We start from the raw sequence: 14,056 nt of genomic DNA, 5'->3' as shown, positions 1-14,056 counted from the left end.
CCCCGCCCTCGCACGAGACCCGCCTACGTACGACCTTGAGGGACCGCTGAGGAGCGCGTGATGAGTGCCGCAGACACGACCACCCCCGCCACGGCGCCGCCACCGCCGCAGGCGCCGCCGCCGAGCGCCCCCGACCGGCCCCGCGCACGGCGGACGGCGGGCGGGGCCGCGACCCCGTGGCTGCTGCTCGCGCCCTGCCTGCTGGTCCTGGCCCTGGTCATGGTCTATCCGCTGGCGCGGCTGGTGGCCCTGTCCTTCGAGAAGTTCGGCCAGGCGCAGCTCTGGGGCTTCCAGTCCGCCGACTGGGTCGGCTTCCACAACTTCGCCGCGGTGCTCGGCGACGGCGAGTTCTGGGCCGTCGTGCTGCGCACGATCGTCTTCGCCGTCGGCTGCGTCGTGCTCACCATGGTGATCGGCATGGCGCTCGCACTGCTCCAGCAGCGGGTCTCCGGCTGGATGCGGACCCTGCTCAGCATCGTGCTGGTGGCGAGCTGGGGCATGCCCGTCATCGTCGCCACCACCGTCTTCAAATGGCTCTTCGACTCCGACTACGGCGTCCTCAACGCGCTGCTCAGCAGGCTGCCCGGAGTGGATCTGGTCGGCCACAACTGGTTCGCCAGCGGCCCCCAGGGCCTGGCCGTGATCATGCTCCTGGTGGTGTGGGGCGCGGTGCCCTTCGTGGTCATCACGCTCGGCGCGGGACTGACCCAGGTGCCCAGGGAGCTGGAGGAGGCCGCGCGTCTGGACGGGGCGGGCGCCTGGGGCGTCTTCCGCTACGTCACCCTGCCGATCCTCAAGCCGATCATCGTGATGCTCACGACGCTGTCGGTGATCTGGGACATGGGCGTCTTCCCCCAGGTTTTCGTCATGCGCGGCGGGCACCCCGAGGCGGAGTTCCAGGTCCTCAACACCTACTCCTACGACCGGGCCTTCGTGGTCGACGACTACGCGCAGGGCTCGGCGATCGCCCTGATCACCGTGTTGCTGCTGCTGGGCGTGGTCGCCGTCTACATGCGCCAGATGCTGAAGATCGGGGAAGTCCAGTGAGCGGTGCGATCGGCGCGACCGGGGCGAGCGGCGCCCGCGGAACGAGCGTCCTCGGCGGCGCGGGCGGCCGGGGCGCCCCAGCGCGAGGCCGCCGGCGCGGGACCTCGAAGCTCGGCTGGAACCTCCTCGGCCTCCTCGCCTTCCTCGTCATCGGCTTCCCGCTCTACTGGATGCTCGACACGGCGTTCAAGCCCGCCAAGGACGCCATCGACCCGAACCCGAGCCTGCTGCCGACCGGCGCCACCCTGGACAACTTCCGGCGGGCGCTGGACATCGCCGACTTCTGGGGGCCGGTCGGGCGCAGCCTGACCGTGTCGCTGGCTGTGGTGGTGATCGGCATGGCGGTCGGCCTGCTGGCCGCGCTCGCCCTCTCCCGCTTCGCCTTCCGCGGCCGCACGATCGTGATCGTAGGCATCCTGGCGGTGCAGATGGTGCCCCTGGTCGCCATGATCATCCCGGTCTTCCTGCTGCTCAACGACCTAGGTCAGTACGACAAGCTGACCGGCCTCATCCTCACCTACCTGACCTTCATCCTCCCCTTCACGGTGTGGACGCTGCGCGGCTTCATCGTCAACATCCCCCGGGAACTGGAGGAGGCGGCCATGGTCGACGGCTGCTCCCGCACCGGCGCCTTCCTCCGCGTGGTCTTCCCGCTGCTCGCCCCGGGCATGGTCGCCACCTCGGTCTACGGCTTCATCCAGGCGTGGAACGAGTACCTGTACGCCCTGATGCTGCTGAGCCAGGAGCACCAGACCGCGACCGTCTGGCTCGGCAACTTCACCACCAAGCACGGCACCGAATACGCCCCGATGATGGCCGGCGCCACCATGATGGCCGTGCCCATCGTCGTCCTGTTCCTCCTCGTCCAGCGCAAGATGGCCGCGGGCCTGACCGCGGGCGCCGTGAAGGGATAACGCCACCCGATGACGACATTCGCCGCCGGCGCCACCGCGTCCGACCCGGGCAGGGACAGCCTGACCCGGGACGCGCTCACCGTCCTCCAGCCCGGTTTCACCGGCACCACCGCCCCCGACTGGCTGCTGCGCCGCCTGGGGCAGGGTCTGGCCTCGGTCGGCCTGTTCGGCCGCAACATCGCCGCCCCCGAGCAACTGGCCGCCCTCACCGCCCAACTGCGCGCCGAACGCGACGACGTCCTGGTCGCCATCGACGAGGAGGGCGGCGACGTCACCCGCCTCGAAGTGCGCACCGGCTCCAGCTTCCCCGGCAACCACGCCCTCGGCGCCGTGGACGACGTGGAGCTGACCCGCGCCGTGGCCCACGAACTGGGCAGACGGCTCGCCGAGTGCGGAGTCAACCTCAACTGGGCGCCCTCCGCCGACGTCAACTCCAATCCCGGCAACCCGGTCATCGGCGTCCGGTCCTTCGGCGCCGCCACCGACCTGGTCGCCCGGCACACCGCCGCCTACGTCACCGGCCTCCAGTCGGCCGGGGTCGCCGCCTGCACCAAGCACTTCCCGGGTCACGGCGACACCGCCGTGGACTCCCACCACGCGCTGCCCCGCATCGACGCCGGCGCCGACGTCCTGCAAGGCCGCGAACTGGCCCCCTTCCGCGCGGCCATCGCCGCCGGGACCAAGGCCGTGATGAGCGCCCACATCCTGGTCCCCGCCCTGGACCCGGAGCGTCCGGGCACCCTGTCCCGCCGGGTGCTCACCGACCTGCTGCGCGGCGAACTGGGCTACCAGGGCCTGATCGTCACCGACGGCATGGAGATGCGGGCCATCGCCGACGTCTACGGCATCGAGCGGGGCAGCGTCCTCGCGGTGGCCGCCGGCGCCGACGCGATCTGCGTGGGCGGCGGCCTCGCCGACGACGACACCGTGCGCGCCCTGTGCGACGCCCTGGTCGCGGCGGTCCACTCCGGCGAACTGCCCGAGGAACGCCTCGCGGACGCGGCGGAACGGGTCCGCTCCCTCGCCGCCTGGACCGCGACCGCAGGCCGCCCGGCCACAGATCGCCCGGCCGCCGGCCGGACGGCAGGCGAGGCTGACGGTGCGGCGGGTGCGGCGGGTGCGGTGAGGGCGGCTGGCGGGTCCGAGGCGGCCAGTGGGATGAGTATGGCTGGCGGGTCCGGTGCGGCTGGTGTGAGGGATGCGGCTGGCGGGTCTGGTGTGGCCGGTGGGCCGGGTTCGGTTGGCGCCGGGGGTGCGACCGGTTCGGCTGACGCGATGGGTGCGGCCGAGAGGACGGGTGCGGCTGACGGGTCCGGTGTGACCGGTGTGAGGGGCGCGGCTGGCGGGTCCGGTGGGGCCGGTGTGAGAGATGCGGCTGGCGAGTCCGGTGTGACGGGTGCGGCTGGTGTGGTCGCTTCGCCGGGCGCCGCTGATCCGGAGGTCGGCCTGCGGGCGGCCCGGCGGGCGCTGCGGGCCACGTCTCCGGACGCCTTCGCCCCGCTCACGGCGCCGCCCTTCGTCGCCGCTCTCACGCCGGTCGCCAACATCGCGGTCGGCGACGAGACCCCGTGGGGCGTAGCCGCGGAGCTGTCCCGGCTGCTCCCCGGCACCGAGACGGGCAGCTTCACCGGCGAGGACGCCGGACGCGCCGTCCTGGAGACGGCCGGCACCCGGCGTGTGGTGGCCGTCGTCCGCGACGAGCACCGCCACCCCTGGATGGCGGCCGCCCTCGGCACGCTCCTCGCCGCCCGCCCCGACACGATCGTGGTCGAGATGGGCGTCCCCCAGGCGCCCCCGCGAGGCGCCCTCCACCTGGCCACCCACGGCGCGGCCCGCGTCTGCGGCCGGGCGGCCGCGGAGTTCATCGCGGGCGCGTAAGGGCGCCGTCGCGCGGCCGCGGACGCCGTGGCCGCCGCGCCGACCGGCCTTCCTGGGTCCCGGGCGCCGACCGGCCTCCCCCGCGGCCGCGGGCGCCGACCAGCCTCCCCGCGCCCCAGCGCCGACCGGCCCTCCCGGGCCCTGGGTGCCGTTCGGCCTTCTTGGGTCCGGGGTGCCGACCAGCCTCCCCCCGCCCCGGCGCCGACCGGCCCTCCCGGGCCCCGGGTGCCGTTCAGCCCTCCCGGGTCCAGAGGCGCCGACCGGCCTTTCCGCGCCCCGGGGCGCCGTCCGGCCCTGACGGCGCTCCGGGGCCGCCGGGTGTGATGGCCAGGTGCCAGGTGCCAGGTGCCAGGTGCCAGGTGCCAGGTGCCAGGCGGCGGGTGCCAGGTGCCGGGTGCCAGGCGGCGGGTGCCAGGTGCCGGGTGCCAGGCAGCGGGTGCCGGGTGCCGGGCGCCTAGAGGCCCTGCCACTCCGGCTTGTCGGCGTAGGTGTGGCGGAAGTAGTCGGCGAGCTTCAGTTCGCCGGCGGCGGCCTCGTCGACCACGACCGTGGCGTGCGGGTGCAGTTGCAGCGCGGAGGCCGGGCAGACCGCGGCGACCGGTCCCTCGACCGTCGCGGCCACCGCGTCGGCCTTGCCTTCCCCGGTGGCCAGCAGCACCAGGTGCCGGGCCTCCAGGATCGTCCCGATGCCCTGGGTGATGACATGGTGCGGCACCTGGTCGACGTCGCCGTCGAAGAAGCGCGCGTTGTCCACGCGGGTCTGCTGGGTCAGCGTCTTGATCCGCGTCCTGGAGGCGAGCGAGGAGCACGGCTCGTTGAACCCGATGTGCCCGTCGGTGCCGATTCCCAGCAGTTGCAGATCCACCCCGCCCGCCTCGGCCAGCATCCTGTCGTACGCCGCGCACGCCGCCTGGACGTCCTCGGCGGCGCCGTCCGGACCGAGGAACGCCTCCATCGGGATCCCGAGCGGCGCCAGCACCTCCCGCCGGAGCACGGAGCGGTAGGACTCGGGGTGGTCGGCGGGCAGCCCCACGTACTCGTCGAGCTGGGCGATCCGCGCCCGCGAGGCGTCCGCGGCCCCGGAGCGCACCTGGGCCGCCAGCGCCTCGTAGACGGGCAGCGGGGTGGAGCCGGTGGCCACGCCGAGCAGGGCGTCGGGCGTGCGTCGCAGCAGTCGGGCCATGGCCTCGGCGATCAGCTCGCCGCCCGCTCTGGCGTCCGGAACGATGACAACTTCCACGCTGGGCCTGCCGATCTGAGGAGAGCCGGGAGGGAGGACGGGCCCGCCACGAGGGGCCCTGTGGTTTAGACCAATCTAGCAGAACGGCCTTTCCCGGAACCCTCGGCGCAACGCCCGGTCCGCGCCTCGGAACACAGTCGTTCCCTTGCTCCTGAGCGCTTCCCCGCACGCCGGTGGACCTTGGTACGACGACCCGCCTTCTCTCTCCAGCGTCCGACGGCGCACGGCAGCGCGCGACGGCGCGAACCGGGCGGAACCGGAGGCGCTCGCGGAAATCGCCATGGCCCACCGGCCCCGTGGACGAGTCGGGAGGGGCTAGGCTTCGAGGTGCGGGACGCCGGGACGTCCGGCGAGCCGGGACCGCGGGCCCCGCTCGGGCGTCTGATCGACTCAGCGTTACGAGGAAGAAACGGCGACGAACATCCCCCCGCGCATGGACAGGGCGAACTGGTCTAGTCCACAATCGCTGTACGGCCTCGGACAGCGGACCGCCCCCGTCGCCGTCCGCCCACCCGAGGCGCGCGCGCAAGCCTCCGTCCTCCCCGCACAGGAGGGCGGACCGAGGAACCGGTGCTCTCTGCCCTGACTGCCCCGGCTCCTCGACCTTCGGCCGACCGGGACCGCACACCCGCGGCCGATACAGCTCCGGGCTGCGGTGCCGGGAGGGTTGAGGGTCCCTCCCAGGCGCCGCGGCCCGCGGGTGTTCCCGAGCGCAGGCGCGGTGCTCGATCGTCTGTTTCAAGCCAGTGCGCATCCCCGGGTACGCTCGCACACGTGCCCTCCATGAACGAACTCGTACGCCAGCACACCGCACTCGACGACTCCGATCTCGAGTGGCTCCACCTGCTGGTCTCGGAGTGGCAGCTCCTCTCCGACCTCTCCTTCGCCGACCTGGTCCTGTGGGTTCCGACGCGGGACGGCGCCCGTTACGTCTCCGTCGCCCAGATGCGGCCCAACACCGGCCCCACCTCCTACCAGGACGACATGATCGGCCACCTCGTCCCGCGCGGCCGGCGTCCGATGCTGGACGCGGCGCTCGACGAGGGCAGGATCGTCCGCGAGGGCGACCCGGAGTGGCGCGAGGAGGTTCCGGTCCGCGTCGAGTCGATCCCGGTGCGGCGGGACGGGCGCGTCCTCGGTGTCATCGCGCGCAACACCAACCTGCTCACCGTGCGCACGCCCAGCCGTCTGGAGCTGACGTATCTCCAGAGCGCCTCCGACCTGGCGCAGATGATCGCGGCGGGCGCCTTTCCCTTCCCCGACCAGCAGGTCGACATGGACGCCTCGCCGCGCGTCGGCGACGGGCTGATCCGGCTGGACGCGGACGGCGTCGTCCAGTACGCCTCGCCCAACGCGCTGTCCGCCTACCACCGTCTGGGCCTCGCCGCCGACCTGGTCGGCCAGCATCTCGGCGAGGCCACGGCCGAACTCGCCCCGTCCCGCGCGCCGGTGGACGAGGCGCTGGTGAAACTGGCCAGCGGCTGGGCGCCCCGCGAGTTCGAGATCGAGGGCGACGACGGGGTGATCCAGTTCCGGGCGATCCCGCTCAAGCCCAAGGGAACCCGCATCGGTTCGCTGGTCCTGCTCCGGGACGTGACCGAACTGCGCCGTCGTGAACGCGAGTTGATCACCAAGGACGCGACGATCCGGGAGATCCACCACCGGGTCAAGAACAACCTCCAGACGGTCGCCGCCCTGCTGCGCCTCCAGGCCCGCCGCATCGGATCCGAGCGCGGCCGGGAGGCCCTGGAGGAGGCGGTGCGCAGGGTCGGGTCGATCGCGATCGTGCACGAGACGCTGTCTCAGAATCTGGATGAGCGCGTGGAGTTCGACGAGATCGCCGACCGGGTGCTGGCGATGGTCGCCGAGATCTCGCCGGGCAAGGTGACCGGCCGTCGCAGCGGCCGCTTCGGAATCCTGGACGCCGAAGTCGCCACCCCGCTGTCGATGGTGCTGACCGAGATCCTCCAGAACGCGCTGGAGCACGGTTTCCGCGAAGGCGACACCGGCGCCGTCGAGGTCTCCGCGGCCCGCGGCGGCACCTCGCGCGACGCCCGCCTTCTGGTCACCGTCCAGGACGACGGCGTGGGGCTGCCCGAGGGCTTCGACCCGCAGCGCTCCGGCAATCTCGGCCTCCAGATCGTGCGCACCCTGGTCGAGGGCGAGTTGGGCGGCGCCTTCGACATGGTCGCGGCGCCGGAGGGCGGTACGCGCGTGCTCCTGGACATCCCCATCGACGCCGACAAGTAGCCGCCGGCACGCGGGAGTCGGCGGGGGACCGCAGCGAAAAGCCCCGAACCTGGTGGGGTCCGGGGCCAGTCGTTCGTGCTGCCCGTCTCGATGGACGTGCCCCCTGCTCGAAGAGCCGGGGGATCAACGGGGTACTGCGCGCTGCGGCTCGGGGGCGGGAGATGCGTACGCGCTGTACGCGCCGCCAAGCTCAGGCTGTCGGCAGGGTGGCCGTGGTCAGGCGGAGGCCTGACGGGCCCGGTTGCGGGCGGCGCGGCGCTTCATGGCACGACGCTCGTCCTCGCTGAGACCACCCCAGACGCCAGAGTCCTGACCGGACTCGAGCGCCCACTGCAAGCACTGCTCGATCACCGGGCAGCGACGGCAGACGGCCTTGGCTTCCTCGATCTGCAGCAGCGCAGGACCGGTGTTGCCGATGGGGAAGAAGAGCTCGGGGTCTTCCTCGCGGCAAACGGCGTTGTGACGCCAGTCCATGGCTGCTACCTCTCCGTGGTATTACTGCACATTGCTTGTGAATGTGAACGCTTTCACGAATCCCTCAACAAGTGAAGGGCCGACCGACAGACTTCCCTGTCGTCGTCCTTGGGTTGTGAAGTGGGATTCCGGCGATCTCCAGAGCCCGATGTGATGGGCCGTCCCGATCGCCACGTAGAGACTCGCAAACCTCAGCGGCGGATACAACCCCTTCTGGAAAGTTTTTTTTGATTCCTCGGTGTCGACTAGGTCACAGCCGTACTTCTATGGGGTGGATGCTGGTCTAAACGTTCGAGTGAAAGGCTTTCCGGCAGTTCCACTCACACAATCACACGCAGTGCACGGCGTACGCCTGTGAACGTCACGCTAGTCCGTAGCCCCAGGTGGTCGCCGTCCATCTGAAGGGGCAGCGGGACCTTCGAATGCAAGGTGAAGCGGCTCAAGTCATGCAAGGAGACGGCGTGCCTTCCGTGAGGTCCGCGCTCCGGGGACGAAGTGAGCAACTGGGTGGCATACCGGGCCACCGAAGCCGAGGACAGGCGGCTGAGACCGAGCACGTCGAGTCCCGTGTCGAAAGACGCCTGGGGGGAGGTGTACATCGCGCGGCTGCCCAGATACGTCCACGGCGAGGTGTTCGAGACTATGGCCACCACCAGATCGGCGACCGGGTCCTCGCCGGGCCGCTCCACGGTGATCGCGCCACGCCGCCGGTTCGGCTCGCCCAGGAACTGACGGACCACCTGCCGCACGTACAGGGCGTGCGTGGATTTCTTGCCGCGTTCGCGCTGCTGCTCCACCCGCCCGACCACGCCGGCGTCGAAGCCGAGCCCGGCGTTGAAGGTGAACCACCGCTCCGGGGCCGCCGCGTCGTCGGTGCCCGGCGTCCCCGAGGCGAGGCCCAGGCCGACGGTGCGCTCGCCGCCGTCCCGCAGCGCGTCCAGAATGGCACCGGTCGCCTCCACGGCGTCGTTGGGCAGGCCGAGGGCGCGGGCGAAGACGTTCGTGGACCCGCCGGGCACCACGGCCAGGCGCGGCAGGTTCTCCGGATCGGGGCCCCGGTGCAGCAGGCCGTTGACGACCTCGTTGACCGTGCCGTCGCCGCCCAGGGCCACGACCAGGTCGATCTCCCCGCTGTCCGCCGCCTGCCGGGCCAGGTCGCGGGCGTGACCGCGGTATTCGGTGGTGATCGCGTCCAGCTTCATCTCGCTGGCGAGCGCGTGGATCAGGACGTCGCGCGTACGTGCGCTTGTAGTGGTTGCCGCCGGATTGACCACAAGAAGTGCACGCATGGAAGGCAGCGTACCTACTGGGCGGTACCCGGCCCAGGCCGGGTAGGGAGGGGGTAAGAGGACGAGCGCGAGCCTGCGCACGGCGGCCCCCGGCGTGCGGGCTACGCTTCACAGGGTGAGCAGCGAGCAGAACCCCGCCCCGCAGACCGCGGACGCCGTCGGCGCCCGTCCACGCCGACTGACCTGCGCGGCCGCACTGTGCGGGCTGGAGGGGCTGGCGCTCGTCGTCGGCGGCGTCTGGCTGCTCGTCCTCGGCGCCTCTGGCGGCGGGCGACAGCAGGCCGTCACCGTCGGGATCACCGTGCTCGTCCTCGCCCTGCTGCCGCTGCTGGCCGGTCGCGGCCTGCTGCTGCGGCGCACCTGGAGCCGGGGTCCGGCGGTCATCACCCAGATCATGGCGCTGCCCGTCGCCTACAGCCTGCTCCAGGCGAACAGCGTGGCCGTCCCGGCCGGCATCGCGCTGGCGGTCGTGGCGGTGCTCGCCCTGGTCCTGCTGGTGCACCCCGCCACCACCCGTGCGCTGGGGATCAAGGGCCCGGGACGCACCGGGGAGAGCGGGCAGCGCTAGGGCTGTCGTGGCCAGAACGGTCTGCCGGAGGCCGTGAGCCGTGAACCTTTCCGGCCGCCGCGGCCGCGGGAGAGCGCCACTCTCGGCCGGTGCCTTTGGAGGGCGCCGCTTTCGGACCGGCGCCCTGGAAAAGCGTCCTCCCCGGGCCGGGGCGTCCGGCGGTGCGCCTGTCGCCGCGCTACTCCTCCACCAGCAGCTTCTCCCGCAACTGGGCCAGAGTGCGGGCCAGCAGCCGGGAGACGTGCATCTGCGAGATGCCGACCTCCTGCGCGATCTGCGACTGAGTCATGTTGCCGAAGAAGCGCAGCAGCAGGATGCGCTTCTCGCGCGGCGGGAGGTCTTCCAGGAGCGGCTTCAGCGACTCCCGGTACTCCACCCCCTCCAGCGCCTCGTCCTCGGCGCCCAGGGTGTCGGCGACCGCGGGGGACTCGTCGTCGGTGTCGGGGACGTCCAGGGACAGCGTCGAGTAGGCGTTCGCCGACTCCAGGCCCTCCAGGACCTCCTCCTCGGAGATGGCCAGCTTCTCGGCGAGTTCGTGCACCGTGGGGGAGCGGCCGTGCAACTGCGACAGCTCGGCCGTCGCCGTGGTCAGCGCGAGCCGCAGCTCCTGGAGCCGGCGCGGCACCCGCACCGCCCAGCCCTTGTCCCGGAAGTGCCGCTTGATCTCGCCGACGACGGTCGGCGTGGCGTACGTCGAGAACTCGACCCCGCGGTCCGGGTCGAAGCGGTCGACCGACTTGATCAGGCCGATGGTGGCGACCTGGGTGAGGTCGTCCAGCGGCTCCCCGCGGTTGCGGAAGCGGCGCGCCAGGTGCTCGACGAGCGGCAGGTGCATGCGGACGAGCTGGTTGCGCAGTTCCCCGTACTGCGGGCTGCCCTCGTTCAGCGCGCGCAGCTCGACGAACAGCGCGCGGGCGCCGTTGCGGTCCGCGGGGACGTGCTGGGCGCCCTGGGGGCCGCGCGCGTCGTCCCCGGAGTCTCGCCCGTGCTCGCTCATCGTCCCGCCCGTCGCCCTTCCCCGGCCCCTCGCCCCCTCTCCCGCCTTCGGCGTGGCCCGGATGGGGGAGTCTCCCTGTCCGGCGGGGCCCCGCCCCGGTGCGGGCGCGCTCTGCGCGGGTGCGCCCTGCGCGGCCTCTCCGGCGCGCCGTCCGCCGTCCGGGAGGCCGAGGTCGAGCGCGTCGTCCTCCGGGTGGGGCCTGGCCTGCTCGGGGATGCCGTCGACCCCGGCGGGGCGCGAGGACCCCGCCGCGGCGCCCGGGGCGTCCCCGCCCCGGACCGCGGACTCGTCCGCGCCGGGCGGCGTACCGCCCTCGGCCCGCAACTCCCGTGTGCCGCGCTCGTCGTCCCGCACCGGCCCGTCCCCGTTCCTCACGCCGGCCCGGGTCCCGCGCCGCGCTGTTTGTAGAGGCTGATCGAAACGGTCTTGTCCTCGTCCACGGCGGAGGAGACCTTGCCCGCGAGCGCGGACAGGACGGTCCAGGCGAAAGTGTCCCGCGAGGGGGCGTGGCCGTCCGTGGTCGGGGCCGAGACGGTCACCTCGAGCGAGTCGTCGACCAGTCGGAAGACACAGCTCAGCACCGAGCCGGGCACAGCCTGCTGGAGCAGGATCGCGCAGGCCTCGTCCACCGCGATGCGCAGGTCCTCGATCTCGTCGAGGGTGAAGTCCAAACGGGCCGCGAGGCCGGCCGTGGCCGTCCGCAGCACCGACAGGTAGGCACCCGCAGCCGGCAGCCGGACCTCCACGAAGTCCTGGTTCGCCGCGGGCTCGCCTGCGATCTGGGACACCCTCACCTCCAAGGTGGTACAAAGCTTCTCAGGGCCGAGGGTCGCCCCCCGGGTCACGCGATGGGTGGTTCAGCGGTGACGCTATCGCGCGCTCGACGTTTCTGTCCCCGGGCCCCCATCCCGTTCTGTCACTCATAGTAAACCTACGGATACGCTCCGTGGCTAGAGGGTTGGCGGGCCCAAATGGGAACAACACGCGTCGGGTTGACGTACCCACACGTCAGGCGGTCGAATCGTCGGGGATTCCGCTCACACGAGTCCCAGGAGTCCCACGGATCCCATGAGTCACACGAGCACGTGGTCCACGAAGCACCAACGCCATTCCTCGCCGGGCTCGAAGGTTCGCATCACCGGGTGCCCGGTGTCCTGGTAGTGCTTCGTCGCGTGCTGCCATGTGGACGAGTCGCAGCATCCCACGTGGCCACAGGTGAGGCACAGCCGTAGTTGCACCGGATGCGTGCCGGCCGCCAGGCAACCCGGACACGTCTCGTCCAGCGGCTCGGGTTCCGGGTGCGGCAGCGCGTCGGTATGCGTGCACTGTTTCATGATTGCCAGATTACGACGGCCGCGCCGAAAGAGCGGCGGGACGGACACGAGGGGCGGGCGAGGACCATGGACGTGATGCCGCTGCTGTTGCTGGTGGCGGGCAGTGCCGCGGTGGCCGGGGCGGCGCGGCGCACCCCCGTGCCGGCGCCCCTGCTCCTGGTCGCCGCCGGACTGGCGGTCTCCTACCTCCCCGGGGTGCCCGGCTACACCCTGGACCCCGGGGTGGTCCTGCCGCTGCTGCTGCCCCCGCTGCTCTACACGTCGGCCGTGGACAGCTCCTATCTGGACCTGCGGGCGCAGTTGCGACCCGTGACCCTGCTCTCGGTCGGCCACGTGCTGTTCGCGACCCTCGCGGTCGGCTGGGCGGCCTATCTGGTCGTGCCGGGGCTGCCTCTGACGGCCGCGCTGGTGCTGGGCGCGGTCGTGGCGCCGCCGGACGCCGTCTCCGCGACGGCGATCGCGCGCCGGGTCGGGCTGCCCTCAAGGATCACCACGATCCTCCAGGGCGAGTCCCTGCTCAACGACGCGACCGCGATCACCGCCTACAAGGTGGCGGTGGCCGCGGCCGTCGGAGAGGGCGCGACCTGGTCTTCGGGAATGAAGGAGTTCCTGTTCGCGGCGGTCGGCGGCGTCGGAATCGGGCTGCTCCTCACGGCGCCGCTGCACTGGCTGCGCACGCACCTCAAGGAGGCGCTGCTCCAGAACACGCTCTCCCTGCTGATCCCGTTCGTCGCCTACAGCGTCGCCGAGCAGGCGCACGCCTCCGGGGTGCTCGCGGTCGTCGCCGTCGCGCTCTACCTCGGCCATCGCGCCTGGGAGGTGGACTTCGCCACCCGGCTCCAGGAGGAGGCGGTGTGGAAGATGGTGGCCTTCGTCCTGGAGTCGGCGGTCTTCGCTCTGATCGGACTTCAGTTGCCGATCGTCCTGAAGGGGCTCGACGCGTCCACCGGCCTGGAAGCCGCCTGGTACGCCGTGGCCGTCTTCCTGGTGGTCGTCGCCGCCCGGTTCGCCTGGGTGTACCCGGTGGCCCTCCTGCCGCGCGTGCTGTCCCGGCGGGTCCGGGAGCGGGAGGAGAACCCCACCTGGAGGGGCGCCATGATCACCGGATGGGCCGGGATGCGCGGCGTGGTGTCCTTGGCCATCGCCTTCTCGATCCCGGTCGCGGTGCACGGCGGCGCCCCGTTCCCGCAGCGCAACCTGCTGCTCTTCCTGACCTTCACCACGGTCATCGGGACCCTGGTGGTGCAGGGACTCACCCTGCCGCCGCTGATCCGGCTGCTGAGGATCCCCGGCCGCGACGCGCAGGCCGCCACGCTCGCCGAGGCGAACGCCCAGGCGCAGGCGTCCCTGGCCGCCGAACGCCGCCTGGAGGAACTCCTCGCCGACGAGCGCAACGCTCTGCCCACCCCGCTCGCGGACCGGCTCCGCGCGGTGCTGGAGCGCCGCCGCAACTCGGTCTGGGAACGCCTCGGCCACACCAACCCGGTGACCGGGGAGTCGGCGGACGACACCTACCGCCGGCTGTCCCGCGAGATGATCAGCTCCGAGCGCGAGGTCTTCGTCCGCCTGCGCGACGGCCGCTACATCGACGACGAGATGCTGCGCACGCTGCTGCGCCGACTGGACCTGGAGGAGGCGGCCGCCTACCGGGAGGCCGTGTGAGGGCGTCGCGCGAGCCTGGCCGCCGTTGAGGGCGGCGGCCGAGCGCGGGTCCGCCCCGAGCGTCGCGCGTGCGGGCAAGTGGGCGTTGCCTTGCTCGTGAACACAGTGCCTAGGGGAGCCTCGGGCGTACGCGCGGGGTGAGCGCCCGAGCCCGGGGCCACCACCAAGGATGCCTTTGCATCGCGCGTGCGCGCGGGGTGAGCGACGTCCTGACGGGACGTCCACCTCGCGCCGAGCTGCATCGCGCATGCGCGCGGGGTGAGCGTTCGGCCTGGGGTTCGGTATGCACCTCCAGGGCGGCATCGCGCGTGCGCGCGGGGTGAGCGTCGAGCGAAGCCGATCCGCTGGGCGCCCGGGATGCGCGCCGGGCACGGCGTGGCGGCCGGTCGTGACCGCGTACGGG

The 14,056-nt window shown here is 72.3% G+C and carries 12 protein-coding genes; 6 read left to right on the top strand and 6 right to left on the bottom strand.

Annotation, left to right across the window (positions count from 1 at the left end):
* Positions 1-60 precede the first annotated feature (60 nt).
* The 3 genes from ABZ861_RS00775 to ABZ861_RS00765 are packed head-to-tail and all read left to right on the top strand — an operon-like array spanning position 61 to position 3,839.
* Positions 61-1,047 carry a sugar ABC transporter permease gene (locus tag ABZ861_RS00775; RefSeq protein ID WP_361621391.1) on the top strand — a complete coding sequence of 329 codons (987 nt, stop codon included), beginning with the start codon at positions 61-63 and terminating at the stop codon, positions 1,045-1,047.
* Complete coding sequence (locus ABZ861_RS00770; RefSeq protein ID WP_361621388.1) at positions 1,044-1,961, top strand: carbohydrate ABC transporter permease; 918 nt, start codon at positions 1,044-1,046, stop codon at positions 1,959-1,961. The genes ABZ861_RS00775 and ABZ861_RS00770 overlap by 4 nt, the downstream gene beginning before the upstream one ends.
* Before the next feature lie 9 nt (positions 1,962-1,970).
* A complete protein-coding gene (locus ABZ861_RS00765; protein WP_361621385.1) occupies positions 1,971-3,839 on the top strand; it encodes a glycoside hydrolase family 3 N-terminal domain-containing protein in 1,869 nt (622 codons plus the stop codon).
* Positions 3,840-4,293: 454 nt separating this feature from the next.
* On the opposite strand, the gene nagB is transcribed toward ABZ861_RS00765, so the two are convergent.
* A complete protein-coding gene (gene nagB, locus ABZ861_RS00760; RefSeq protein ID WP_361621382.1) occupies positions 4,294-5,079 on the bottom strand; it encodes a glucosamine-6-phosphate deaminase in 786 nt (261 codons plus the stop codon).
* 783 nt (positions 5,080-5,862) lie between these two features.
* Between nagB and ABZ861_RS00755 the strand changes: the two genes are divergently transcribed.
* Positions 5,863-7,329 carry a PAS domain-containing sensor histidine kinase gene (locus tag ABZ861_RS00755; protein WP_361622411.1) on the top strand — a complete coding sequence of 489 codons (1,467 nt, stop codon included), beginning with the start codon at positions 5,863-5,865 and terminating at the stop codon, positions 7,327-7,329.
* Positions 7,330-7,545: 216 nt separating this feature from the next.
* On the opposite strand, the gene ABZ861_RS00750 is transcribed toward ABZ861_RS00755, so the two are convergent.
* A complete protein-coding gene (locus tag ABZ861_RS00750; RefSeq protein WP_003992873.1) occupies positions 7,546-7,803 on the bottom strand; it encodes a WhiB family transcriptional regulator in 258 nt (85 codons plus the stop codon).
* 320 nt (positions 7,804-8,123) lie between these two features.
* The gene (locus tag ABZ861_RS00745; RefSeq protein ID WP_361621379.1) at positions 8,124-9,092 is read right to left on the bottom strand and encodes a diacylglycerol kinase family protein; all 969 of its coding nucleotides are present in this window, start codon (positions 9,090-9,092) and stop codon (positions 8,124-8,126) included.
* 115 nt (positions 9,093-9,207) lie between these two features.
* Between ABZ861_RS00745 and ABZ861_RS00740 the strand changes: the two genes are divergently transcribed.
* A complete protein-coding gene (locus tag ABZ861_RS00740; RefSeq protein ID WP_361621376.1) occupies positions 9,208-9,660 on the top strand; it encodes a hypothetical protein in 453 nt (150 codons plus the stop codon).
* 178 nt (positions 9,661-9,838) lie between these two features.
* Here ABZ861_RS00740 and ABZ861_RS00735 read toward each other — a convergent pair whose 3' ends face one another.
* From ABZ861_RS00735 to ABZ861_RS00725, 3 genes are all read right to left on the bottom strand, one after another.
* Positions 9,839-11,011, bottom strand: coding sequence for a SigB/SigF/SigG family RNA polymerase sigma factor (locus tag ABZ861_RS00735; protein WP_361622408.1), 1,173 nt, complete (start codon positions 11,009-11,011; stop codon positions 9,839-9,841).
* Between the two features lie 17 nt (positions 11,012-11,028).
* On the bottom strand, positions 11,029-11,445 hold the full coding sequence (locus ABZ861_RS00730) for an anti-sigma regulatory factor (RefSeq protein ID WP_009190566.1): 417 nt from the start codon (positions 11,443-11,445) through the stop codon (positions 11,029-11,031).
* Positions 11,446-11,730: 285 nt separating this feature from the next.
* A complete protein-coding gene (locus ABZ861_RS00725; RefSeq protein ID WP_361621373.1) occupies positions 11,731-11,991 on the bottom strand; it encodes a UBP-type zinc finger domain-containing protein in 261 nt (86 codons plus the stop codon).
* Positions 11,992-12,057: 66 nt separating this feature from the next.
* Between ABZ861_RS00725 and ABZ861_RS00720 the strand changes: the two genes are divergently transcribed.
* Positions 12,058-13,653 carry a Na+/H+ antiporter gene (locus tag ABZ861_RS00720; RefSeq protein WP_361621370.1) on the top strand — a complete coding sequence of 532 codons (1,596 nt, stop codon included), beginning with the start codon at positions 12,058-12,060 and terminating at the stop codon, positions 13,651-13,653.
* Positions 13,654-14,056: the final 403 nt, after the last annotated feature.

Origin of the sequence: Streptomyces sp. NPDC046985 (genome assembly GCF_040644415.1) — a bacterium.
Classification (GTDB): domain Bacteria; phylum Actinomycetota; class Actinomycetes; order Streptomycetales; family Streptomycetaceae; genus Streptomyces.
This window is presented reverse-complemented; position numbering and strand designations above follow the sequence as displayed.

Bases quoted from the DNA above. Each gene is read 5' to 3' on its own strand.
- ABZ861_RS00745 (WP_361621379.1), bottom strand. From the start codon at position 9,092: ATGCGTGCACTTCTTGTGGTCAATCCGGCGGCAACCACTACAAGCGCA.
- ABZ861_RS00755 (WP_361622411.1), top strand. From the start codon at position 5,863: ATGAACGAACTCGTACGCCAGCACACCGCACTCGACGACTCCGATCTC.
- ABZ861_RS00765 (WP_361621385.1), top strand. From the start codon at position 1,971: ATGACGACATTCGCCGCCGGCGCCACCGCGTCCGACCCGGGCAGGGAC.
- ABZ861_RS00720 (WP_361621370.1), top strand. From the start codon at position 12,058: ATGGACGTGATGCCGCTGCTGTTGCTGGTGGCGGGCAGTGCCGCGGTG.
- ABZ861_RS00775 (WP_361621391.1), top strand. From the start codon at position 61: ATGAGTGCCGCAGACACGACCACCCCCGCCACGGCGCCGCCACCGCCG.
- ABZ861_RS00750 (WP_003992873.1), bottom strand. From the start codon at position 7,803: ATGGACTGGCGTCACAACGCCGTTTGCCGCGAGGAAGACCCCGAGCTC.
- ABZ861_RS00725 (WP_361621373.1), bottom strand. From the start codon at position 11,991: ATGAAACAGTGCACGCATACCGACGCGCTGCCGCACCCGGAACCCGAG.